The sequence below is a fragment of the Conexibacter sp. CPCC 206217 genome, from assembly GCF_030646165.1.
GTDB lineage: Bacteria > Actinomycetota > Thermoleophilia > Solirubrobacterales > Solirubrobacteraceae > Conexibacter.
Map to the genome: position 1 here is coordinate 253,059 of NZ_JAUTDO010000004.1, position 23,225 is coordinate 276,283.

The following is a 23,225-nucleotide window of genomic DNA, read 5'->3' on the forward strand; positions in this document are numbered from 1 at the left end:
GGCCGAACGTCAGCCGGCGTACTGGCGCGCGAGCAGCGCCACGTGCAGCGTCAGCAGCTGCTCCGGGTCGCTCAGCTCGACGCCGAGCAGCTGCTCGATCCGCGCGAGGCGGTGGTAGAGCGCCTGGCGGTTGAGGTGCAGCGTCCGCGCCGTCTCGGCCTTGCGGCCGCCGTTGGCGATCAGCGCCTCGAGCGTCGGCAGCAGCACGAGTCTGCGCTCGCGATCGTGCGCGACGAGCGGCCCCAGCACGCGCTCGACCATCGCCGTCAGGTCCGCATCGTCGCGTGCGGTCCACAACAGCCGTCGCAGCTCCAGCGCCTTGACGTCGTGCCAGGCCCGCTCGCCGCTCGCCGCGCCGTCGTCCTCGGATCCGCCGGCTCGCTCGCCGGCCGCTCCGCCGTCCCCCGAGGAGGCGCCGCTGGCCGCGATCGCCGCCGCGCTCTGTTCGCCGCGGCGCAGCTCCGGCCCCGCCGCGGACAGCTCGCTCGCCCGGCCCGCGGCGACGGTGACGCGCTCGATGCCGAGCCGTCTGCCGAGTACCTCGTGCAGGACCGCGGCGACCGCATCCGCTGCGGCCGCGCGTTGATCGGCGTCGCGCAGCGCCACGAGCACCAGCAGCGTCGCGCTGGACGAGCGCCGCCCGACGACCGCGTCCCAGCCGCGCGCGGACAGCTGCCGCTCGGCGTCGCGCAGCGCGGCGTCCCAGTCGCCGCCAAGGTGTTCGCTCCCGTCACCGACCAGCGCCGCAAGCGGCAGCAGCAGCGCCGGCACGCGCTCCAAGCCCGCCGCCAGCGCGGCCCGACCGACCGCGCCCGGCGCGATGCGGCCGTCGGCGAGGTCGACGAGCAGGCTGCCGCGCTCGCGCGCGGCCAACTCCTCCTCCTGACGTTCACGCAGCAGCGCGAGCGCGACGATCCCCGCCGCGGGCTCCAACGCGACGCCCGCGAGCGCGTCGTACGGCGCGCGCAGCGGCGCCACCAGCAGGCGCCCGTCGCCGCGGCCGCCGGTCCGCACGGCGGCGGCGCGTCCGCCCGGCGCGACCCCGCCCCGTCGCGCCATCTCCCACGCGTCGAGCGGGTCGACCATGTCCGCATCGCCGCCGGGCAGCGCGTGCGACAACAACCGCCCGCGCGCGTCCTCCAAGAAGACCGGCGCCTGCAGTGTCGACGCGAGTGCGGCGAGCACGGCCGGGATGCCCTCGCCCTCCAGCAGCAGCTCGGTCAGCTCGCGCTGGATCAGCTCGCCGCGTCGCAGCAGCGCGTAGTGCGAGGAGACGAGCTGGGTGTGGACCGCCTCCGTCACGGCGACGAACGGGATCTCGTTGCGCAGCACGATCAGCGGCAGCTGCGCCTGCTCGGCCGCCTCCACCAGCGCGCGCGGCGCCGCGGAGAAGACCGTCCCCAGCTCGATCACGAGGGCGGCCGCGTCGCGCTCCGCCAGGCGCGCGACGAAGCGCCGCTGCTCGGCCGCCCGCGTGCCGATCCCCATGCCCGTCGTCAGCAGCATCTCGCCGCCGCTCAGCAGCGCCGCGATGTTCGCGACCTCGCCCGTGTGGACCCAGCGGATCGTCTGATCCAGGCGCGCGTGGCCGGCGAGCACCTCGGGCAGCCCGCGCCGCAGCGCCGGCAGCTCCAGCGCGGCGCGAACGGTGATGTCGGGAAGCGCTCTGTCGTCGGTGGCGGTCATGCGCCCTTCCGGGGCGTGGCGCGGACCGATACCGTCGCACAACGAAGCGCGCCAGGCTCCGCCATTTCGGCGCACACCCTGCTCGCTAGGCTCCCGCCCATGAACACGACCACCCGCGCTGCCGGCCTGCGGATGCCGGCCGAATGGGCGCCGCACGAGCGCACGTTGATCGCCTGGCCGGCCCGCGAGGAGGCGTGGCGCGGCACGACGATCGAGGAGGCGCGCGACGCGCACGCCGCCGTCGTCGAGGCGGTCGCGGCGTTCGAGCCGGTCACGCTGGTCGCCGATCCGGCGCACGTCGCGGACGCGCGCAGACGCGTGACGGCCGACAACGTCGAGGTCGTCGCGCTGCCGATCGACGATTCGTGGCTGCGCGACTCCGGCCCGATCGTCGTCACCGGCACCGGCGGCTCCGGCACCACGCGCGCGGGGATCGACTTCCGCTTCAACGCCTGGGGCGAGGCGTTCGAGCCGTACGACAAGGACGCGGCGATCGCGCAGCGGCTGCTGGAGCAGCTCGGGATCGAGCGCTTCGGCTCGCCGCTGGTGCTGGAGGGAGGCTCGATCGCGGTCGACGGCGAGGGCACGCTCGTGACGACCGAGCAGTGCCTGCTGAACCCCAACCGCAACGCGCTGCTGGAGCGCGTCGACATCGAGCAGGAGCTGAGGCTGCAGCTCGGCGTCGAGCAGATCGTCTGGCTCGGCCAGGGCCTGATCGAGGACGCCGACACCGACGGCCACGTCGACAACGTCGCGGCGTTCGTCGCGCCCGGTAGGGTGCTGCTGCAGACCGCTCCCGCCGGCGATCTCAACCACGCCAACACGCTCGAGAACAAGCGCCGCCTGCTGGCGGCCGGACTCGACGTCATAGAGCTGTCGCTGCTGCCGCGCACCCAGCGCGAGGACGGCGAGGCGGTCGTGGTCCCGTACATGAACTTCTACCTCTGCAACGGCGCCGCGATCGTGCCGCTTGCGCAACTCGACCACGACATGGACGACGAGGCGCTGACGCGCCTGCGCGCGCTGCTGCCCGGCCGTGAGGTCGTCGGCGTGCCCGGCCGCGTGCTGGCGCTCGGCGGCGGCGGCGTCCACTGCATCACCCAGCAGGTCCCAGCGATACCGACCCCGGAGCAGCAGGCATGAGCGAGTACGAGCTGATCGTCAACACGAACCCGCCGGTCTCGCTCGCGCGCGTCGAGGACGACGCAGAGCCGCGCGCCCCGTTCCGCGTCGGCGCCGTTCAGCAGCGCTGGAACCCAGACCCCGCGGCGCACGTCGCGGCGCTGAACGAGGGGATCGGCCTGGCCGCGCGCGAGGGCGCGACGCTCGTCTGCCTGCAGGAGCTGACGCTGTCGCCGTACTTCGCGATCACGCCCGACGGCCCGGCCGCCGCGGGCGCCGCGCCGGAGCCGCTGGAGGACGGGCCGACGGCTGCGTTCGCGCGGCGCGCCGCGGCCGAGCACGGCGTGCACGTGCACGCATCGCTGTTCGAGCGCGCCGACGGGGAGGGCGGGACTCAATCCCCCGACGGGCTCGGCTACAACACCGCGATCGTCGTCGCGCCGAGCGGCGAGCTGGTCGCACGCACGCGCAAGTTGCACATCCCCGTCACCGCCGGCTACTACGAGGACAGATACTTCCGTCCGGGTCCGGCCGGCGGAGGCCCCAGCAGCGCCGCGAACGGCGCGGCCGGACCCGGCCCGTTCCCGGTGCTCGACCTGCGCGGCGCGAGATTCGGCTTCCCGACCTGCTGGGACCAGTGGTTCCCCGAGCTGGCGCGCGCCTACTCGCTCGCGGGCGCCGAGGCGATCGTCTACCCGACCGCGATCGGCTCCGAGCCCGACCACCCGGAGTTCGACACCGAGCCGCTGTGGGAGCAGGTGATCGTCGCCAACGGGATCGCCAACGGCACCTTCATGATCGCGATCAACCGGATCGGGCACGAGGAGCCGCTCGACTTCTACGGCTCCTCGTTCGTCAGCGATCCGTACGGCCGCAAACTCGTGCAGGCGCCGCGCGACAAGCCGGCGGTGCTCGTCGCGGATCTGGACCTCGCGCAGCGCTCCGACTGGCTGGCGCTGTTCCCGTTCCTCACGACGCGCCGACCGGACGCGTACGCATCGCTCACGATCACCTGAGGGAACCGCCTCGCGGCGCCAGACGCGATCCGGCCCCCTCAGGCGACCGTCTAGGTGTGGACCGGGAAGCCGAGGTCGATCCCGCGGTCCGCGGGATCGGGCCAGCGCCGGGTGACGACCTTGCCGCGCGTGTAGAAGCGCACGCCGTCGGGGCCGTGGACGTGCAGGTCGCCGAACAGCGAGTCCTTCCAGCCGCCGAAGGAGTGGTAGGCCATCGGCACCGGGATCGGGACGTTGACGCCGACCATGCCGGCGGTCACGTCCTGCTCGAACTGGCGCGCGGCGCCGCCGTCGTTGGTGAAGATCGCGGCGCCGTTGCCGTACGGGCTGGCGTTCGTCAGTTCGATCGCCTCGTCGTAGGAATCCGCGCGCACGACGCACAGGACCGGGCCGAAGATCTCCTCGTCGTAGATCGCCATGCCCGGCTTGACGTGGTCGAACAGCGTCGGGCCGATCCAGTGCCCGCCCGGGCGGCCGTCGACCGTCAGCGTGCGGCCGTCGGCCAGCAGCGTCGCGCCGTCGGCCTCGCCGCCGTCCACCAGCCCACGCACGCGCGCGAGGTGGCGCTCTGACACGAGCGGCCCCATCTCGGAGTCGGCCTCGAAGCCGTCGCCGACCGTGAGGCCCGCGATCCGCTCCTCGATCTTCGCGATCAGCGGCTCCGCAGAGGCGCCGACGGCGACCGCGACGGAGACGGCCATGCAGCGCTGGCCGGCCGAGCCGTAGCCGGCGGACACGAGCGCGTCGGCGGCGAGGTCGAGGTCCGCGTCGGGCAGCACGACGGCGTGGTTCTTCGCGCCGCCGAGCGCCTGCACGCGCTTGCCATGCGCGGTCGCGGTCTCGTAGACGTGTTTGGCGATCGGCGTCGAGCCGACGAACGAGACCGCTCTGATCTCGGGGTGCACGAGCAGCCCGTTGACCGCGTCCTTGTCGCCGTTGATGACGGTGAAGACGCCCTCGGGCAGGCCGGCATCGGCGAGGATCTCAGCCAGCAGCAACGACGCCGACGGATCCTGCTCGCTCGGCTTCAGCACGAACGCGTTGCCGCACGCGAGCGCCACCGGCGCCATCCACAGCGGCACCATCACCGGGAAGTTGAACGGCGTTATCCCCGCGACGACACCGAGCGGCTGGCGCAGCGAGTAGGAGTCGACGCCACGCGAGACCTGGCCCGACATCTCGCCCTTCAGCAGGTGCCCGAGGCCGCACGCGAACTCGATCACCTCCAACCCGCGCTGGACCTCGCCGGCGGCGTCGGAGAGGACCTTGCCGTGCTCGCGCGTGATCGCGCGCGCCAGCTCGTCGCGGCGCGCGTTGACGCCCTCGCGGAAGGCGAACAGGACCTTCGTGCGCTGGCCCAGCGACGATCTGCCCCACGGCACGGCGGCTTCGGCCGCGACGCGCACCGCGCGGTCGACGTCGGCCTCGGTCGCGAACGCGACGCGCGCGATCGTCTCGCCGGTCGCCGACTCGGTCACCGTGCCGAAGCGGTCGCCGCTGCCGGCGTCGGCGCGACCGCCGATCCAGTGGGCGAGCGTCGTGGGGGTGGTGGTCGTTGACATGTGGGGCAGCTCCGTGGTGGCGATCGGTGGTGGCGGCGGGACGAGCGGGGTTCAGGCGGCGGTCGCGGGCGCGGCGCCGGTCGCGGCCGACTCGACGCCCATGAACCTACCCGCGTCGGCGAGCACGTCCGCGAGTCCTTCGACGATCTCGTCGAGCACGGCGCGGTCGGCGATCAGCGGCGGGGCGATCTGCAGGACCGAGTCGCCGCGGTCGTCGGCGCGCGCGATCAGGCCCGCGTCGAGCAGGCGGCCGGGCAGGAAGCCGCGCAGCAGCCGGTCGCGCTCGGGCTTGTCGAAGGTGCGGCCGTGCGCGTCGCCGACCAGCTCCATCGCCCAGAAGTAGCCGCGCCCGCGCACGTCGCCGACGATCGGCAGCTCCAGCAGCTCGTTCAGGCGCGCCTGCAGATGGTCCTCGTTGGCGCGCACGTTCTCCAGCACGCCGTCACGCTCGAAGATCTCGATGCTCTTCAGCGCGACCGCCGCGCTGACGGGATGCCCGCCGAACGTGATCCCGTGGCGCAGCGGGGTGCCCGAGCTGTGGATCGCATCGGCGACCCGGTCGGCGACGAGCACCGCGCCCATCGGCGCGTAGGCGGACGTGAGCCCCTTCGCGGTCGTCGCGATGTCCGGCACGACGCCCTCGCGCTCGCTGCCGAGCCAGCGGCCGAGGCGGCCGAAGCCGCAGATCACCTCGTCGGCGACGAGCAGCGCGCCGCAGTCATCGGCGATCGCCCGCAGCCCGGCCCAGTAGCCGGGCGGCGCGACGAGGCAGCCGCCCGCGTTCTGGACCGGCTCGGCGACGATGATCGCGACCTCGTCCGAGCCGGCCGCCGCGACGGCCTCGCGAACCTCCGCCAGCAGGCGCGCGCAGAAGGCGGCGGCGTCGCCACCGTCCGGCGCACGGAACGCGTTCGTGTTGGAGACGTGCGTCACGTCGATCGCGGGCGTGCCGAACGGCTCCTTGAAGCCGGGCACGCCGGTGAAGCTGAGCGCGCCGAGCGTGACCCCGTGGTATGCGTTTCTGCGCGCGATCGCCTTCAACCGCTGCGGCTCGCCCTTCGCGACGAAGTACTCGCGCGCGATCTTCCACATCGACTCGACCGACTCCGAGCCGCCGTTGGTGAAGAAGACGTGGTTGAGGTCGCCGGGCATGATCTCCGCCAGCTTCGCCGCCAGCTCGATCGCGGGCGGATGCGCCGTCGCCCAGTTCGTGTTGAACGCCAGCTTCTGCAGCTGCGCGCTCGACGCCGCCGCGATCTCCTCCCCGTACGAATAGCCCAGCTGCGCGCAGAACAGGCTCGACAGCGCATCGACGTAGCGCCTGCCGGACGTGTCGAAGACGTACGGCCCCTCGCCCCGCTCCAGCACGAGCAGCTCCCGCTCGCCGCCGTACGCGGACGCGTGGTTGGTGAAGTGCAGCAGCAGATGCTCACGTGCGGTCTCGTGCAGCGCGGATTCCGTCATGCCCCAGAGCCTTCCTCCTCCCCCCGCCCCGCGCGATGCGCAGAACGTCGGAATCTCAGCGCCTGAGGGGGACGGGGTGTGTGGCTAGCGCAGCATTCTCAGCACGAGGTCCGCGTGCAGGCGGCCGATCGATTCGGGGTCGCCGCCGCGTTGGGGGGCGTACCAGCGGGCGGAGTCGACGCCGAGGGAGAGGATCGCGCGGACGGTGCCCTGGAGGTCGTCGACGTGGAGGTCGCCGTTGGCGGCGCCGGCTCTGATCTCGTCGGCGACGAGCCGCTCGGTCGCCTGGCGCAGGGCGAGTATCTCGCCGAAGCGCTCGGGCGGCAGCGCCCGCAGCTCGTGCGCGGTCACCTGGCCGAGCGTCGCGAAGCGGGCGTGCCAGGAGGAGAAGGCCATCACGAAGGCGGCGGTGCGATCGGCGGGGGTGTCGCACGGCGCCATCGCGGCGCGCGCCTCCGCCAGCACCGACTCGTGGCCGATCCGCATGATCTCGCCGAGCATCTCGACCTTGGAGCGGTAGTGGACGTAGACGGCGGCCGGGCTCATGCCGGCGCGTCTGGAGATGTCGCGCGTGGTCGCGGCCTCGAAGCCGCGGTCGGCGAACGCGTCGAGCGCCGCGAGCAGGAGCCGCCGCGAGCTCTCCGGCTCGACGTGCGCCCACAGGTCGGCGTACAGCCGAGCGTTCTGGTCATCCATCCCCACAGGATCGCCGATAACGCCTGGAAACGGCGCCATCGCGAGCGCGCGACGCGTAGGCCCGCGGTCAGGCTGCCAGACACGTCATTGCACGGCTCGATCCGATCTGTCACTCTAAGCAAGCGCTTAGTCACTGAAGGAGAGAACCCGTGCTCTACCAATTCAGCCGCGCCATGTACCGGGCCCTTGCCGACGTGATCGTCGACAGTCCCGGACCGTGCGCAACCGACCGCAGCAACCATGTTCGCGTCCTGCACGCGTGCGAGGAGACGGTCGAACGGATGGCGACCGACCGGTGGTACTTCGCGAAGCCCACACGGAGCCTGATCCGCGACCTGCGTCCGTACTTCCCGCTCTCGGAGCAGGCGCACATGAACGCGGTCGTCGAGCAGTACCTCGCGCTCGTCGACAGCTCGATCGAAGAGCAGTTCGAGACTGGTTACGACTTCGCCGGCAACCGTCTCGAGTGTCGCGCGATGACGCGCAAGGGCACGCCGTGCCAGCGCCTGCCGCACCCGCGCAACGGCTACTGCCCGTCGCACCAGCACATCGCCGACGCCGAGGGCGTCGACCCGGCGCTCGCCGAGCGGCCGCTGAGCGAGCAGCTCGCAGTAGCGGCGTAGGGAGCACAGCGGGCGGAGATCTCTCACGAGATCCCCGCCCTGGCTGTCCCCCTGGACCTGACGCCCGCGCGCTACCGGACCGTCACCGGCAGCACCTGGACGCTGCGCCCGGACGCGATGCGCAGCTTGTAGCTGCCGCGCTTGACCGTGCGCACGGTGCGCAGACCGTGCTTGGTGCCGACCGCGAACGTGCGGCCGTTCTTCACCAGGCGGGCGCTGCCGCGGACTCTCGCCGAGCCGCCTCTGACGTACGCGACTCTGCAGGAGACGGACTGGCGCCCGCCTCTGACCGTGAGCTTGCACGTGACCTTGGCGTCACGGCCGGCCGCGCCGCGTGCGCCCCTGTCACCCCTCGCGCCTCTGGGACCGGCCGCTCCGGCATCGCCCTTGGGACCCGCCGCTCCGGCATCGCCCTTGGGACCGGCGGGACCCGCCGGACCCGGCGCGCCGTCTCTGCCGTCAGCGCCGTTCGCGCCGTCTCTGCCGTTGGCTCCGTCTCTGCCGGCAGCGCCGTCCTCACCGTTCTGCGCTTGGCCGACCGGGTGCACCGCGCCCGACTCGGCGGAGTCCGAGCCGGCGCTGTTGGTGCCGGTCACCCGCACGCTCAGCGCGTGGCCGACGTCACCCGCGGTGACGACGTACGTCGCGTTGACCGCGCCGCCGATGGCCTCGCCGTCACGCAGCCACTGGTACGCGAAGGCGGGGTTGGTGCCGGTCCAGCTGCCGGTCTGCGCCGTCAGCGTCGAACCCGCGACCGCCTCGCCCGTGACGTCCGGGGCGCTCGTCGCGACGGGTGCGACGACCGGCGCGTCCGGATCGTCGGGGTTGACGGCCTTGCCGTCGGCCTTCTCGGCCGTCAGCAACACCGTGCCGCTGACGTCCTTCAGCGTCACCTTCGCCGTCGTGCCGTCCTTGACGTAGCCGGACAGCTCGACCGAGCGCATCGGGTCGCCGCTGAAGGCGACGGTGTCGATCACTCTGCCGGTGACGGCGTCGCTCAACTCGGCCGTCAGGCTCTGGCCGACGAGCGTCGAGTAGACGCGCGCGTTGGCGCTGTGGTCGCCGAACTCGATCAGCGCCTGGCCGGCTCTGGTCGCGTTCGTGACGTTCTTCATGTCCATCGACGGGGCGTAGGACTCCGTCCACGTCTTCGAGCCGCCGGCGGGCAGCACGTCCGGCGTGAAGAACTCGCCCGAGGCGCCGGCCCACAGCTCGATGTACGGACGCGCCGAGGAGCCCTTCTGGTACGGGCTGGTGTTGAACGAGCCGTTGAAGCCCCACTCCCAGAACTTCATGCCCGGCGTTCTGGTGTTGTCACCCGTGCGGATGACGCCCTCGCCGTTCTCGTGGTTGACGACGCCCCACCAGTTGGCCTGCGGCAGCGTCGGCAGGTCCTGGCCGTAGGCGATGCCGTCTCTGGTCCAGTTCGACATCTTGTTGAGCTTGTCGAGTCTGAGGTACGTGAAGCCGCCTCTGGTCTCGGTGACCTCCTCGACGTCTCTCATCCAGTTGTAGGACGAGCCCTGTCTGAGCGTTCTGACGTTGGAGAGGATCTCCATCGTGGAGGAGCCGTTGTAGGTGTCCTCGCCCGGCGCCAGCGTCGTGCAGGTCCAGTACTCGAACTCCTTGTCCTGCGCCGTCGGGTTGTCGAGTCTGACGTTCATGTCGACGACCGGGCTGGTCTTGCTGACCGAGTAGGTGACCGTCGCTCTGAGGTCCGTGCGGCCGTAGCGGAAGCGCGACGGTCTGCCCGAGAAGTCGAGGTCGTCGGTCTTCGTCATGACGATGTCGATTCTGTCCTCGGACTGAACGATCTCGTAGTCCCACGGTCTGAACCAGAACTTGCCGTGCTCGGCCTCGACCCAGGTCGGGAAGACGCCGCCGTAGACCATCAGCCAGCCGGCGTAGAACGGCGAGCCGTTCGGGGTCGCCGAGTTGCCGTACGGGGTGCCGACCGGGTTGGTGTAGAGCAGGTCGTTGCCCGTCGGCTTGTAGATCAACGAGACCATACGGCCGCCGTAGCCGGGCGTGAACGTCGCCTTGATGTACTTGTTCTCGATCACGATCGCGTCGAGTCTCTCGTCGGCGAGACGATCTCTCACGTCGGCGCTTCTGACGAAGAAGCCCTCCGGGTCTCTCATCTCGTAGTCGAAGTGACGGAAGACCGTCGACGATCTCTTGTCGATCGAGAGGAAGTCGGCCTGGTTGGGGTCGTAGCCGGGGGCGGTGCCGCCGCTGGTGACGTTGCCGACCGGGGCCGCGAAGCTGTGCGTCTTGCCGGCCGCGGCGTTGGTCGCGCCGGCGACGTCGACGAGGCGGCTGTCGCCGCGCAGCTTGACCGTGCCGCGCGCGAACGGCGCGAGCCGGGTGCCGCTCTCGAAGCGGATCGCGAGCGTTCTGCGGTCCGGGAAGTAGCCGGCCATGTCGTGCAGGCGGCTGGCGCCGTCGGATGCTTCGCCGAAGATGTCGTTGAACGGCGACGGGCCACCGTCGTCGTCCTCGACGGTCGCGTCGAGCTCGAGCAGCGCGCGCACGTCGTCGTCGGTCAGCACCGCGCCGGCGATCTTCTGGTTCGCTGTCTCGCGCACCATCACGTAGCCGGCGGCGGCGTCGCCGTCGACTCTCGACGGCGCGGCCGGAGCGGACGGCGCCTTCACCTTCGCGATGCGATGGTTGAAGCGGACCCGCAGCTCGTTGCGCGCCTGGTCGACCGTGACGCCCTCGATCTCGGGCGCGTTCCACGGCTTCGAGATGCTCGGGACGCCGTTGACGGTGAGCGCGGCGCCGACGGTGCCGGCGGAGGTCGTCAGGTTCATGCCCGCGGCGAACGTGAGGTCGTACGTCGCGCTGGGGTCGAGGTCTCTCGTGAACTGGAGGTCGAAGACCTTGCGGTCGCTGTCGGCGACCGGCTCGATGTAGGACGGCGTGAAGACCGTGCCGCCCGCGTCTCTCAGCTGGATGTTCGAGGTGCTCGTGTACGTGCCGCCGGCGAGTCCGGACAGCAGCGGCGAGGCGAACGCGACGCGCACGGTGCGGCGGTCGATCGCCTTCGCGCTGTCGACGGCGGCGACGGAGGGCGCCGTGCCGTTGCCCGTGAACGCGACGTTGGCGGTGCTCGACCCGCTCAGCGTCGAGCCGTCCTGGCCTCTGAAGAAGAGGCCGGCGAGCGAGTCGCCGGAGGCGTCGATTCTGAGCTGGTACTCGCGGCCGCCGACGAGCGTCGTCGGGCTCGTTCTCGGGAAGACGAGCCGCAGCGTGTCGTGCGCGGGCGTCTCGACGACGTAGTTGCGCGTGCCGGAGACCTCGGTCGAGAGCGCGGCGGCGCCGGTCAGCGCCGCGTCGGGCTCGCTCGCCTGGCCGCCGGAGACGCGGACGAACTGGTGCAGGTAGCTGGTGTTGGAGTTGTTCGCCGCCACCATGCCGAGCAGCTCGTCGCCGAGCGGCTTGTTGAACTCGATGTCGATCGTCTTGGCGTCGCGCGCGACGACCTCGTCGATCGCCAGGCCGGCTGCGCTGGCGGAGCTGGCTGCGACGCCGCCGCCGAGGCAGACGGCGGTGACGGCGATCGCCGGCAGCCAGATGGGACGCGCGCCGCGGTGGCGCGCGAGGGGATGGTGCATCAGGTCTCTCCTCTGGGGGTGGTACGGAAGCTGCGGTTAGCGGATGCGGACGGGCAGCACGAGCAGCTTGCCGCCGGAGCGGACACGCAGCTTGTAGTTGCCCTTCTTCAGCGCGCGCGTCGGGCGCAGGCCGCGCTTGGTGCCGATCGCGTACGTGCGGTTGGCGCGCACGAGCCGGGCACTGCCCTTGACTCTCGCCGCTCTGCCGGTCACGTACGTGATCTTGCAGGCGATGCTGGATCTGTTGGGCGAGCCTCTGATCGTGCAGGTGACCTGCGCGTCACGGCCTCTGGGGCCACGGGCACCTCTCTCGCCCCGTTCGCCCTTCTCGCCGGTGTCACCCTTGGGGCCGGCGGCGCCGATCGGGCCGACGTCACCCGTGTCGCCCTTGGGCCCGGCGTCGCCGGTGTCGCCCTTCGGGCCGGTGTCACCTCTGTCGCCCTTGTCGCCCTTCTGGACCGGGGTGACAGCCTCTGACGTCGCGTCGGTCGCGCCCTCGACGTTGGTCGCCGTCACGCGCACGCGCAGCTGATGACCGTAGTCACCGGCACCGACGACGTAGGTCGCACTCGTCGCACCGTCGATCGGAGCGTTGTCGCGCAGCCACTGGAATCTGAACGTCGGCGTCGCGCCGGTCCAGGTCCCCTCGGTCGCCGTCAGGGTCGAGCCCTCCGTGACGGAGCCGCTGATCACCGGCGGGGCGGTCGAGACCGGGCCCGGGTGGTCGGAGGCGTCGCGCGGCAGGTAGAGCTTGATGTCGTCGATGCGGGCGTTGCCCTCGTAGACGTTGGTGTAGAGGTCGCCGATGACGAAGTAGTCAGGGTAGGCGGAGCCTCTCGGCCACTGGTTGGGCAGCTCCTGTCTGGTGCCGAGGAAGCCGTTCTGGAACAGCGACCCGTTGAATCTGCCGTCGTACTCCTCCGGCGAGCTGTTGTAGTGCCAGATCGGGTTGTTGCCGACGACGAAGTTGCGGTGGAAGCGGATCGTCCGTCTGCCGGCGCGGGCGAAGTTGCCCGTCACCTCCATCACATAGCCGGTCGCGTCACGCTCGATCGCGAACGTGTAGTCCTCTCTCGGCATCAACTCCGGCTGCAGTTCGGCCGCCGAGGCGAGGCTGCCTCTGTCGACGCCGCCCTGGCAGTCGGTGATGAAGCGCTGCGCGTTGCCGGTGATGCCGCCTCTGCCCGGTCTGTAGTTCGGCAGCGAGCTGATCCACATGTTGACCGTGTTGTATGTGCTCTCCGCGTAGGTGTACTCCTCACCCGTTGCGGAGTTGCAGACGATGCCGCCGGTGCCGGTGCCGACACGATCCGGATGCTGGGCGAAGCCGTCCATCAGGACCTTGCGACGGTAGTGCCAGAAGTGGTTGTTGCGCGGCTCCGGGTGATCGAAGTCGACGATCGCCATGTAGTGGAAGCCGTTGTAGCCGTATCTGCCTCTGCCGACCTCCTGCCACTCGCAGTACGGAGCGTTCGGGTCGCTGAGCCAGCCGGGGGTGTTGACGCCCTCGGGCCACGGGTGCTGGGTCCGGCATCTGCCGTCCAGCTTGTAGCCGTTCTCCTTGCCGTCGTAGAAGATCGTGCCGTTGCGTCTGCCGCCGAAGTCGAGCGTCTTCAGTCTGTACTCGACGCGGTACTGCGACGGAAGCGCGTCGGAGGGCACGAAGATCGCGCCGCCGGAGTGGTCGGGCACGTCGATCTTCGCGACGCTGCCTTCGCTCTCGATCGTCTCGGTGCGGATCGTCGGCGGCGCCTCGATGTTGCCGTCGTTGTCCCAGTCGCGCGCGGTCATCGACGCGGTCAGCCAGCCGTCCTCGCCGAGTCTGACCTTCTTTCTCCACGTCGTGAAGCTGTGGAGCTGGTTCAGCCATGGCTGGCCGAAGTCGTTGTTCCACCACGGGCTGGCGTCATCCATGACGTTGTCGAACGACTGCGAGTAGTCGTCGCGCACCCACGGTCTGTTGTCGAGACCGATCGGTCTGTCGAACGTCTCGTGATACTTCAGTCTCCAGTTGCCCGACGCCGGCGGCTCATCCGCCAGCGCCGCCGACGGCAGTGCCCCGGCCGTCCCGGCGATCAGCGCAGCAAGCATCGCGACGCGCACGCCCTTGCGTGGTCGACCCATCTGTCGATCCCTCCTCGACGTCATTTGAATTGAATGCGCCATCACCCCGCGTCCCACCGCAGGGTGTCACTACTTAAACTACTAGTGGAACAGCGTCATGTCAACGAAATTCACCGTTTGAATTATTCGTACGGCTGACTTCTTCGAACGCCGTTGCGAAGGCCCGTGCCCTGGACGTAATCGCATCGAAGTCACCGGCGTCCAGATCCCGCGCCGGACACAGCGCGCCGCCCGCGCCGACGGCGAACGCGCCCGCCGCGAACCACTCGCCGAGGTTCTCCGCGCTGACCCCTCCGGTCGGCATGAAGCTGATGTCGGAGAACGGCTCGCGCAGCGCCTTCAGCAGTGCGACGCCGCCGACCCCGGCCGGGAACAGCTTCACCGCCCGCAGCCCGAGCGCGGCCGCCCGCATCACCTCCGTCGGCGTGCAGACGCCGGCGTAGGTGGGCAGGCCGCTGGACAGCATCGCGGCGAGCACCTGCTCGTCCAGGCCGGGCGCGACGAGAAAGCCCGCGCCGGCCGCGACCGCCTCGTCGACCTGCGCGGCCGAGCGCAGCGTCCCGGCGCCGAGCAGCAGCTCGTCGCCGTGACGCGCGCGCAGCTCGCGCAGGACCGCCGGCACGTCCGGCGTCGAGTACGTGACCTCGAGCGCGCGCACGCCGCCGCGCAGCAGCGCCTCGCCGGCCTGCACCGCAACCGCGGCCGACGGCGCGCGCAGCACCGCGACGACGCCGGCGCGGGCGAGCTGCTCGACCCCGTCCGCCGCGGACACGCCGTCGACGCCGCGTGCGCCGGCCGCGCCGGCGGCTACGTCGTCGTCGCCCGAGCGCGTCGCCGCGCCCTGATCGCCCGCGCTCATCGCAGCACGCCGGTCTGCGGCACGAGCGTCAGCCGCTCTATCGCCGCATCGACGTCAGCCGCCGTCGGATAGCCGAGCGCGCAGCCGCTCGCCTGGCAGGAGAGCGAGCTGGCCGCGACGCCGGCGGTCAGCGCCGCGGCGGGAGCGGCGCCGGAGTAGCGCCTCGCCAGGTAGGTCCCGGCGAGCGCGTCGCCCGCGCCGGCGGCGTCGACGAGCAGGACCGGCGGCGGCGCGATGCTGAAGCTCTCGCCGCCGGCGAACAGCCAGGCCGGCTCCTCGCCCTGCGTGACGATCACCTCGGCGCCCGGCGCGTCGAGCGCCGCGACCATCTCCACGACGTCGGTCTCGCCGAGCAGCGAGCGACCGTCCTCGATCGACAGGAACAGCACGTCGGCGCGGCGCGCCAGCGCCTTCAGGCGCTCGCGGTCGGGCCGCAGCTGCGGGCGGAAGTTGACGGTGAAGGAGATCGCCGCGCCGGCGGTGCGCGCACGCTCGACAGCCAGCTCGACGGCATCGGCCGCGGTCGCGGAGATCGACAGGCCGATGCCGGTCGCGTGCAGCACGTCGAGCTGCTCGAACCACTCGTCGCGCACGTCGGCGGGCCCCAGCAGCGAGGCCGCCGAGCCGGCGCGATGGAAGCTGAACTGGTGGCGACCGGCGTCGTCGACCTCGTTGACGTAGAGCCCCGTCGGGGCTTCGGCGTCACGCGCGACGTGCTGCAGGTCGACCCCGGCTCTGCCCCAGAAGTCGAGCAGCAGCCGGCCGGCGGCGTCGTCGCCGACGCGCGTCAGCAGACGCGTCGAGGCGCCCAGCCTCGCGGCCATCACGGCGACGTTGGCGGCGTCGCCGCCGTACCCGCGCGCGAGCACGTCGTCGCCGAGGTTGGGGTGAACCCCGACTTCCAGCAGTCCCTCGCCGAGTGTCGCGATCCGTGCGGTGCGGCCGGCGGGGGCGATGTCGCCCCCGCCGTCGCGAACGCCGGTCATCGGATCTTCTCCCGAGCGATCCGTGACCACAGCATCAGAACTCGCTGTTCGGGTCGTAGTACTCGTCGACGTTGGCTCTGGTGATCTGCGGCGACGGGATGACCGTGTCCTTCTCGGCCTCCGCGCCGTCGAGCAGCTCGATCAGGCGCGCGTAGGCCGCGTCGCCCATCGTGACGGCGTCGTTGAGGCCGGTGACCTCGTAGTTGCCGCCTCTTCTGATCTCCGCGAGGGCCTCCTTCTGGCCGTCCACGCCCGCGATGAAGATCTGATCGCTCTTGCCCGCGTCTCTGATCGCCTTCTGGGCGCCGAGGCACATCGAGTCGTTCTCGCAGAAGACCGCGTTCAGGTCGCTGTTCTTCGCGAGCAGGTTCTCCATCACTCTCAGGCCGCCGTCGGCGCCCCACTCGGCGAAGTCCGGCGCGACGACGATCTCGATCCCTCTGGCCTCGAGCACGGACTTGACGCCGTCGGTGCGCGCGAGGCCGATCGAGTTGTCGGCCGGGCCGCCGCGGATGATCGCGACCTTGCCTCTGCCGCCGAGTCTCTCGGCGATGTACTCCCCGTCCTGTCTGCCGATCGCCTCGTTGTCGGGACCGACCCACGAGGTGTACTCGCCGGACTGGAACTTGCGGTCCACGAGCACGACCGGGATGCCCTTCTGCGCGATCGCGTTGAGCGCGGCCGGCGCGGCCTCGAGCGGTCCGCCCGAGATGATGATGCCCTGCACGTCCTTGGCCAGCAGGTCCTCGACGTTCGAGGTCAGCGCAGCCGCGTCGCCCTTCGCGTCGGTGACCGAGACCTCGTTGCCGTCTCTCTGGCCGTCGCGCTCGACGGTCTTGGAGATGCCGATGAAATACGGCGCGCCGAGCGTGAAGTTCGCCATGCCGATCTTGTATCTGCCGCCGCTGGAAGCGCTCTCGTCGGCGGTGGCCTCGGTGGTGCTGGCAGCCTCGACCGGGGTGCTGGTCGAGCCGCTGTCTTCGTCGTCGCTGGAACCGCAGGCAGCGATTCCGAACGCGCACGTCACTGCAACAACCAGTGCGAGCAGTCGTCGCATTGGGATACTCCTCCTTGTTGGTACGGATGGGCGATGGGGGGACCGGCGCGCGGCGCCAACCAGGTGCCGGCCCCTCATCGTTCGTCCTCCTGTCGCCGGGCCAGGACGACGGCGACGATGATCAGGCCCTTGAGGACCTGCTGCCAATAGCTCTGAACGTCGTAGAGCGTGAGCAGGTTGTCGATCAGCGCGAGCAGGACGACGCCGCCGAGCGTGCCGATCACGGAGCCGCGCCCGCCGGCCAGGCTTGCGCCGCCGATCACGCACGCGGCGATCGCGTTCAGCTCGAAGGCGACGCCGACGCTCGGCTGGGCGATCCCCACGCGCGAGGCGAGGATCACGCCCGCGAGTCCCGCCAGGAACCCGCTGATCATGTAAGTGGTGAGGATGTGGCGCGGCACGCTGATGCCGGCCAGGCGGACCGCCTCGCGGTTGCCGCCGATCGCGATGATCGCGCGGCCGGGCGCGGTCCGCGTGAGGAATACCCACGCGAGCGCGAAGACCGCGACGACGATCAGCGTCGCGACCGGGATCGGGCCGATCGACTCGGTCCCGATCCACAGGAAGCCGATCTCGGTCGGCGTGATCGGCGTCTCCGAGTAGACGTACGCGAGGCCGCGGATCGTCGTCAGCGCGGCGAGCGTGACGACGAACGGCGCGAGCTTGAAGCGCGCCACCAGCATCCCGTTGACGAAGCCGCAGACGACCGCGGCGACGACGGCGATCGCCATCGCGAGCGGGATCGGCATGTCGGCGGCGAGGCCGGCCGCGATCAGGCCCGCGAGCGCGACGATCGAGCCGACGGAGAGGTCGATCCCGCCGGTCAGGATCACCATCAGCATGCCGAGCGAGAGCAGGCCGGTCGTGACCGACTGCTTGAGCATGTTGGTGATGTTGTCCTCGGTGAAGAACGAGTCGGTCGTCGTCGCGGCGACGATCAGCAGCGCGACGAAGGCGACGACGAAGCTGCCGTTGATCAGCAGGCTGCGGTCGGCCTTCACGCGGGCGAAGAGGCCGCCGGGACCGCCAGACCCGCCGGCGGTGGCCGGCTCGGTTGCGACGTGCTGGCTCATGCCGCCACCCCGATCGAGCGGGCGAGCAGCAGTTCCTCGTCGGCCTGGTCGCTGCGCACGTCGGCGACGAGGCGCCCCTCGTGCATCACCAGCACGCGGTCGGTCGCGCCGAGCACCTCGGTCAGGTCCGAGGAGATCATCAGCACGCCGAGCCCGGCGCGCGTGAGCTGGTCGATCTCGCGGTAGAGGTCGACGCGTGCGGCGACGTCGACGCCGCGCGTCGGCTCGTCGAGGATCAGCACCTTCGGTCTCGACAGCAGCCACTTCGCCAGCACGACCTTCTGCTGGTTGCCGCCGCTGAGCTGGCGGACCGGCTTTGCCAGCGTGCGCGGGCGCACGTCGAGCCGCTCGGTCATGTCCTCGATCGCGGCGCCCTGCTTGCGGCGGTCCAGCAGCCCGCGCGTGTTCCACGTGCCGAGCGTCGCCAGCGACGCGTTGTCGCGCACCGACAGGTCGAGCACGAGGCCCGAGCCCTTGCGGTCCTCGGTCACGAACGCGAGCCCGGCCTCGATCGCCTCCTTCGGCGAGCGCAGCCGCACGGGCTTGCCGGCGAGGCGGATCTCGCCCGCGTCGACCGGCTCAGCGCCGAAGAGGCACTCGGCCAGCTCGGTGCGTCCGCTGCCGACGAGCCCGAAGACGCCGACGACCTCGCCGGCGTAGACGCTCATCGTCACGTCCTCGAAGCGACCCGCGCGCGTCAGCCCGCTGGTTGCCAGCAGCTCGCGCGGCGGTTGCTCGCGCTCGCGCCGCGCCGGGTAGATCTGCTCCAGCCGGCGGCCGGCCATCTGCCGCACGATCTCCTCCTCGTTCGTCTCCTGGGGTGTGCTGGTCGCGGCGATCAGACCGTCCTTGATGACGACGATGCGATCGGCGATCTCCATCACCTCTTCCAGCCGGTGCGACACGTACAGCACCAGCACGCCGTCCGCCCGCAGCGAGCGGATCAGTCTGAACAGCTGCTCGAGGTCGTCGCCCGCGAGCACGGCGGACGGCTCGTCGAGGATCAGGATGCGCGGCTCGCTCGCCATCGCCTTCGCGATCTCGACCATCTGCTGGCGCGCGACCGACAGCCGCTTCGCCGGCGCTCTGGGGTCGACGCCGGTGAAGCCGGTCCGCTCGAGCAGCGCGTGCGCACGCGCGTGGGCGGCGGCCCAGTCGACCAGGCCGGCCTTCTTCGGCAGGTCGCCGAGCAGCACGTTCTCCGTCACGGTCAGCTCCGGAACGAGCGTCAGCTCCTGATGAACTGTGCGGATCCCGAGCGCCGCGGCGGCGCTGGGGCTGCCGAGCGCCACGTCTCTGCCGTCGACCGCTATCTCGCCCGCGTCGCGGTGGACCGCGCCGCAGAGGATCTTGATGAGCGTCGACTTGCCGGCGCCGTTGGCGCCCGCGATCGCGATCACCTCGCCGCCGCGCGCGTCGAAGTCGATCCCGTGCAGCACCTCGACGCCCGAGTACGCCTTGCGGACTCCCTTCAGCGCGAGCATCAGCCGAGCGCGTCCATCACGATGATCGTCTTCTCCTCGGTCATGTCGCGCAGCGTGTCGTGCAGGCCCTCGCGCGCACCGCCGGTCTGCTTGACGCCGCCGAACGGCAGGTTCTCCGAGCGCAGCGCGGTCGAGCCGTTGACGATCACGCCGCCCGCCTCCAGGCGCGCGGCGAGCTTGAAGGCGCGCGAGATGTCACGCGTGAAGACGGCGGCGTGGAGGCCGTACTCGGAGTCGTTGGCGAAGTCGACCGCCTGCTCGGCGCTGTCGACGCGCACCAGCGGCGCGACCGGGCCGAAGATCTCCATCTCGATCGCGGGCTCGTTCGGCTTGACCCCGGTCAGCACCGTCGGCTGCACGAACGCGCCGTCGCGCCCGCCGCCGAGCGCGAGCGTCGCACCGTCGGCGACGGCCTGCTGGATCGACGCCTCGACGGCCTTCGCGGCCGCCTCGGTGATCAGCGGACCGACCTCCGTGTCCTCTTCGAGCGGGTCGCCGATCTTGAGGCCGCGCGCCTGCTCCAGCAGCTTCGCCGCGAGCTCGTCGTGGACCGCGTCCTCGACGAAGATGCGCTTGACGGCGCAGCAGATCTGGCCGTTGCCGCGCGCGAGGCGGCCGAGCACGATCGCCTCGGCGGCCTTGTCGAGGTCGGCGTCGGCGCAGACGATCATCGGGTCGTTGGAGCCCAGCTCCAGGTGCACGCGCTTGAGCGTCGGCGCCGCCAGCGCGGAGATCGCACGGCCGGCGACGGTGCTGCCGGTGAGGCTGATCAGGTTGATGCCGGGATCGGAGGCGAGCGCGCTGGCGACCTCGGGGCCGCCGCCGAGCAACTGGTGCGCGTGCTGCGGCGCGCCGGCCTGCTCGACGATCTCGGCGATCTCGATCACCGCCAGCGGGCACTTCTCCGGCGGCTTGACGATCACGGCGTTGCCGGCCGCGAGCGCCGCGGCGGCCTTGTGCGCGTACAGCTCGACGGGGTAGTTGAACGGCACGATCGCGGCGATCACGCCGAGCGGCTCGCGCCGCGTGAAGGCGAGGTTGCGCTCCAGCCCAGGGACGGCGTCGAGCGGGATCTGACGGCCGAAGATGCGCTTGGACTCCTCCGCGAAGCCGCGGAAGATGCGGATCGCGGCGGCGACCTCGCCGCGCGTCTGCGCGATCGGCTTGCCGTTCTCGCGTGCGAGCAGGTTGGCGAGCTCCTGCTCGCGAGCGGCGATCCCGTCGGCGATCCGCTGCAGCAGGTCCGCGCGCGCGTGGGCGGGGAGCGCGGCCATCGCGCGGCGGCCCTCCTGCGCGTTGGCGATCGTGGTCGCGATCTGGGCCGCGTCGGCGACCTCCAGCGTGCCGATCAGCTCGCCGTCGGCGGGGTTGCGGATCTCGATCGTCGTCGCTGTCGTCGTGGTCATCGGTGTCACCTCGTGTGGGTCGAAGCAGGGGCGTGCATGCGTGCGCGGCCGAGCCGCCGGGCGATCTCGCCGGCGGCGGCGATCATGTGCGGGGTCAGCTCCGCACAGCGCTCGTGGCTCATCCGCACCTCGGGCGCCGAGACGCTGATCGCGGCGGCCGGCTCGCCGCCGACGACGACGGCGGCGCCGATGCAGCGCACGCCGATCTCGTTCTCCTCGTCGTCGAGCGAGACGCCGACGGTGCGGATCCGCTGCAGCTCGGCGAGCAGCGCGCCCTGCTCGACGATCGTGTGGTCGGTGCGGGCGGAGCGCGGGATCGCAAGCGCGTCCTGCAGCTGCTGACCGTCGAAGTGCGCCAGCACGGCCTTGCCCATCGCGCTGCAGTAGAAGGGGACGCGCGCGCCGATCCGCGAGACGAGCCGGACCGAGTGCGGGCTCTCGATCTTGGCGATGTAGACGATCTCCTGGTCGGCGATCACTCCGAGGTGGACCGTCTCGCCGGTGCGACCGGCGAGGTCGTTGAGGATCGGCGCGGCTGCGCTGCGAACGTCGTCGCCGTCGAGCAGCACGCCGGCCAACTCGACGAGCTTGTAGCCGAGCCTCAGCCGCGCGAAGTCGTCGCGGCGCACGACGCCGAGCGCCAGCAGCGTCGCGACGTAGCGGTGCGTCGTCGACTTCGCGGTCGGGATCGTCGCGGCGAGCTGGCCGAGCGTGATGCCGTCCTCGCCGGCGAGCGCGATCCGCTCGAGCACGTCGAACGCGCGCACGACGCTCGTGGAGGTGCCTGGGCCCTCAGCGATCATCTGACCACCCGCTTTCGGGCAGGGTGAATTCGCACCGGGATGGGGGGCGTCCCGGTGTGCAGGCAGCGGCACACACGCGTCTCTCCTCTTTCTGACCCGACCGCCGGCCGTGCGTGGTACGCGGCCGGCTGAGTTCGTGGCGAATGTTCGAACTGCTCGAACGGGGTTCGCCACAACCGTACGGTCAGCAAGCTAACGGCGACCGCATGTGAACGTCAAGCGAACAAATCGTCTTCCGTTCGAACAGATCGAACGCTACTCGATCACGTTCGAGATATTCGTCTGCGTCCGCACCACTATTCAGATAATTCGAACTTCTTTGGCGGTGGTTCAGTGCGGCTCGTGAACGGAAAGCCTGCCGCGACGCCAGTCAGCGCCGCTCCCCTTCGGCAGGGACGAGCAGTGTCGCACGGGACCCTCGTCGGAGAGAGCCTCGTGCCGAGCGTTCACACGGACGGAGGGATCGAATGCTCGTTCGCTGGAGTCTTGACGCGCGGTGCCTCGTCGGGCCAGTAGCCGTGGGCGTCGAAGTAGCGGCGTGCCTCCTCCTCGTCGTCGCGATCGACGTCGCCGCGCACGCCGGCGCGGTAGAGGACGTTCAGCAGCAGCACGCTGAGGCCCGCGCCGATCAGCGCAGCGGAGCCCTCCATGTTGTTCACGTGCGGATCGAACAGGAAGATCGTCACGCCCGCGACGACGACCACGATCGGCAGCACGTAGCGGACGACGACGAGCAGTGGGCTGGTGGGCTCGGTGGCCTTGGCGGCCTTGCGGTCTGACATCGCGTGCTCCTTTGGTTGTCAGACAGCGTCGCAGCGGACGCGCGGCCGGGACAGAGGTGGGATCGGACGATCACTGTCGGGAAAACCCGACACCCGCGGCGAGCGCGCGGTCGATGACGCGGCGTGACGGTTTTCGACCCCCGACGAGGCCGTCTCGACGCTTTTCGTGAAAATCCTCTTTCTGGACCGCGTAGAGGAACGAATTCGTCACATCCGCGCTTATGGAGCCCCGTAGGGTTGCGCGTCCTCGTGTCAGACATCGGACCTGCAACCCGTTTCAAGCGCTCGTCGGCCGTCGCGCTCGTGCTCGCCGGACTGGCCGCCGGAGCGGCCTTCTCCGCGCCCGGCGCGCAGGCGGGCGAGGCGAAGGCGCGGTGTGAGAACGTCCGTCTCTCCCCGGCCGAGGACACACGGCTCGCGACGCAGGCGATCCTGTGCCTGCTCAACCGCGAGCGCGCCAGTCGCCACCTGCGGAGACTGCGCATCAGCACCAACCTCACGCGGGCCGCCAGCGGTCACTCCAAGGACATGGTGAAGCGGCGCTACTTCGCGCACACGTCGCCGGGCAACGTCACCTTCGACCATCGCATCCGCCGTGCCCGCTACGCCCCGGACGCGAGCGCGAAGCTCGGGGAGAACCTCGCCTGGGGAATGGGCGATCCGGCGCTGCCGATCGAGATCGTGCGCGGCTGGATGAGCAGCCCCGAGCATCGCGCCAACATCCTCGATCCGGCCTACCGCTCGATCGGCATCGGCATATCGGCCGGCGTCCCGGTCGACGCGACCGCCTCCAGCGCGGCAAGCGGCGCGACGTACACGACCGACTTCGGCTCGCGCTGAGCGACGCGGACGCGTGAGCGGG

Annotated in this window: 18 protein-coding genes; 4 read left to right on the forward strand and 14 right to left on the reverse strand. The window is 71.0% G+C overall.

The window, feature by feature from the left end; all coding sequences use genetic code 11:
* Positions 1-9: 9 nt before the first annotated feature.
* Positions 10-1,686, reverse strand: coding sequence for a PucR family transcriptional regulator (locus tag Q7L65_RS12415; protein ID WP_304721568.1), 1,677 nt, complete (start codon positions 1,684-1,686; stop codon positions 10-12).
* 99 nt (positions 1,687-1,785) lie between these two features.
* Here Q7L65_RS12415 and Q7L65_RS12420 point away from each other — a divergent pair, with 99 nt between their 5' ends.
* Together Q7L65_RS12420 and Q7L65_RS12425 are read left to right on the forward strand one after the other, a co-directional pair.
* Positions 1,786-2,829 carry an agmatine/peptidylarginine deiminase gene (locus Q7L65_RS12420; protein WP_304721569.1) on the forward strand — a complete coding sequence of 348 codons (1,044 nt, stop codon included), beginning with the start codon at positions 1,786-1,788 and terminating at the stop codon, positions 2,827-2,829.
* Positions 2,826-3,824: a nitrilase-related carbon-nitrogen hydrolase gene (locus Q7L65_RS12425; RefSeq protein WP_304721571.1), complete on the forward strand. Its 999-nt coding sequence runs from the start codon at positions 2,826-2,828 to the stop codon at positions 3,822-3,824. Before Q7L65_RS12420 ends, Q7L65_RS12425 begins: the two co-directional genes overlap by 4 nt.
* A 50-nt stretch (positions 3,825-3,874) precedes the next feature.
* Here the strand turns inward: Q7L65_RS12425 and Q7L65_RS12430 are convergent, their stop codons facing one another.
* From Q7L65_RS12430 to Q7L65_RS12440, 3 genes are all read right to left on the reverse strand, one after another.
* Positions 3,875-5,386, reverse strand: coding sequence for a CoA-acylating methylmalonate-semialdehyde dehydrogenase (locus Q7L65_RS12430; protein WP_304721573.1), 1,512 nt, complete (start codon positions 5,384-5,386; stop codon positions 3,875-3,877).
* A 51-nt stretch (positions 5,387-5,437) separates the two neighbouring features.
* The gene (locus Q7L65_RS12435) at positions 5,438-6,850 is read right to left on the reverse strand and encodes an aspartate aminotransferase family protein (protein ID WP_304721575.1); all 1,413 of its coding nucleotides are present in this window, start codon (positions 6,848-6,850) and stop codon (positions 5,438-5,440) included.
* Positions 6,851-6,934: 84 nt separating this feature from the next.
* Complete coding sequence (locus Q7L65_RS12440; RefSeq protein ID WP_304721577.1) at positions 6,935-7,546, reverse strand: TetR/AcrR family transcriptional regulator; 612 nt, start codon at positions 7,544-7,546, stop codon at positions 6,935-6,937.
* 149 nt (positions 7,547-7,695) lie between these two features.
* On the opposite strand from Q7L65_RS12440, the gene Q7L65_RS12445 reads away from it, so the two are divergent.
* Positions 7,696-8,169 carry a hypothetical protein gene (locus Q7L65_RS12445; protein WP_304721579.1) on the forward strand — a complete coding sequence of 158 codons (474 nt, stop codon included), beginning with the start codon at positions 7,696-7,698 and terminating at the stop codon, positions 8,167-8,169.
* Positions 8,170-8,240: 71 nt separating this feature from the next.
* Here the strand turns inward: Q7L65_RS12445 and Q7L65_RS12450 are convergent, their stop codons facing one another.
* From Q7L65_RS12450 to Q7L65_RS12495, 10 genes are all read right to left on the reverse strand, one after another.
* Complete coding sequence (locus Q7L65_RS12450; protein ID WP_304721580.1) at positions 8,241-11,789, reverse strand: DUF5107 domain-containing protein; 3,549 nt, start codon at positions 11,787-11,789, stop codon at positions 8,241-8,243.
* A gap of 36 nt (positions 11,790-11,825) precedes the next feature.
* Entirely contained in the window at positions 11,826-13,913 is a 2,088-nt protein-coding gene (locus Q7L65_RS12455; protein ID WP_304721581.1) for a hypothetical protein, read from the reverse strand.
* A 100-nt stretch (positions 13,914-14,013) separates the two neighbouring features.
* On the reverse strand, positions 14,014-14,772 hold the full coding sequence (locus Q7L65_RS12460) for a bifunctional 4-hydroxy-2-oxoglutarate aldolase/2-dehydro-3-deoxy-phosphogluconate aldolase (RefSeq protein ID WP_304721582.1): 759 nt from the start codon (positions 14,770-14,772) through the stop codon (positions 14,014-14,016).
* Positions 14,769-15,758: a sugar kinase gene (locus tag Q7L65_RS12465; RefSeq protein WP_304721583.1), complete on the reverse strand. Its 990-nt coding sequence runs from the start codon at positions 15,756-15,758 to the stop codon at positions 14,769-14,771. The genes Q7L65_RS12460 and Q7L65_RS12465 overlap by 4 nt, the downstream gene beginning before the upstream one ends.
* Positions 15,759-15,792: 34 nt before the next feature.
* Positions 15,793-16,815 (reverse strand): substrate-binding domain-containing protein, encoded by a 1,023-nt coding sequence (locus Q7L65_RS12470; RefSeq protein ID WP_304721584.1) that lies wholly within the window; start codon positions 16,813-16,815, stop codon positions 15,793-15,795.
* A 74-nt stretch (positions 16,816-16,889) separates the two neighbouring features.
* Entirely contained in the window at positions 16,890-17,888 is a 999-nt protein-coding gene (locus Q7L65_RS12475; RefSeq protein ID WP_304721585.1) for an ABC transporter permease, read from the reverse strand.
* On the reverse strand, positions 17,885-19,372 hold the full coding sequence (locus tag Q7L65_RS12480) for a sugar ABC transporter ATP-binding protein (RefSeq protein WP_304721586.1): 1,488 nt from the start codon (positions 19,370-19,372) through the stop codon (positions 17,885-17,887). The genes Q7L65_RS12475 and Q7L65_RS12480 overlap by 4 nt, the downstream gene beginning before the upstream one ends.
* Complete coding sequence (locus Q7L65_RS12485; RefSeq protein ID WP_304721588.1) at positions 19,372-20,778, reverse strand: aldehyde dehydrogenase family protein; 1,407 nt, start codon at positions 20,776-20,778, stop codon at positions 19,372-19,374. The genes Q7L65_RS12480 and Q7L65_RS12485 overlap by 1 nt, the downstream gene beginning before the upstream one ends.
* 5 nt (positions 20,779-20,783) lie before the next feature.
* Positions 20,784-21,581, reverse strand: a complete 798-nt coding sequence (locus Q7L65_RS12490) for an IclR family transcriptional regulator (RefSeq protein WP_304721590.1) — start codon at positions 21,579-21,581, stop codon at positions 20,784-20,786.
* 446 nt (positions 21,582-22,027) lie between these two features.
* On the reverse strand, positions 22,028-22,363 hold the full coding sequence (locus tag Q7L65_RS12495; protein ID WP_304721592.1) for a hypothetical protein: 336 nt from the start codon (positions 22,361-22,363) through the stop codon (positions 22,028-22,030).
* A gap of 249 nt (positions 22,364-22,612) precedes the next feature.
* On the opposite strand from Q7L65_RS12495, the gene Q7L65_RS12500 reads away from it, so the two are divergent.
* On the forward strand, positions 22,613-23,203 hold the full coding sequence (locus tag Q7L65_RS12500) for a CAP domain-containing protein (protein WP_304721593.1): 591 nt from the start codon (positions 22,613-22,615) through the stop codon (positions 23,201-23,203).
* Positions 23,204-23,225 lie beyond the last annotated feature (22 nt).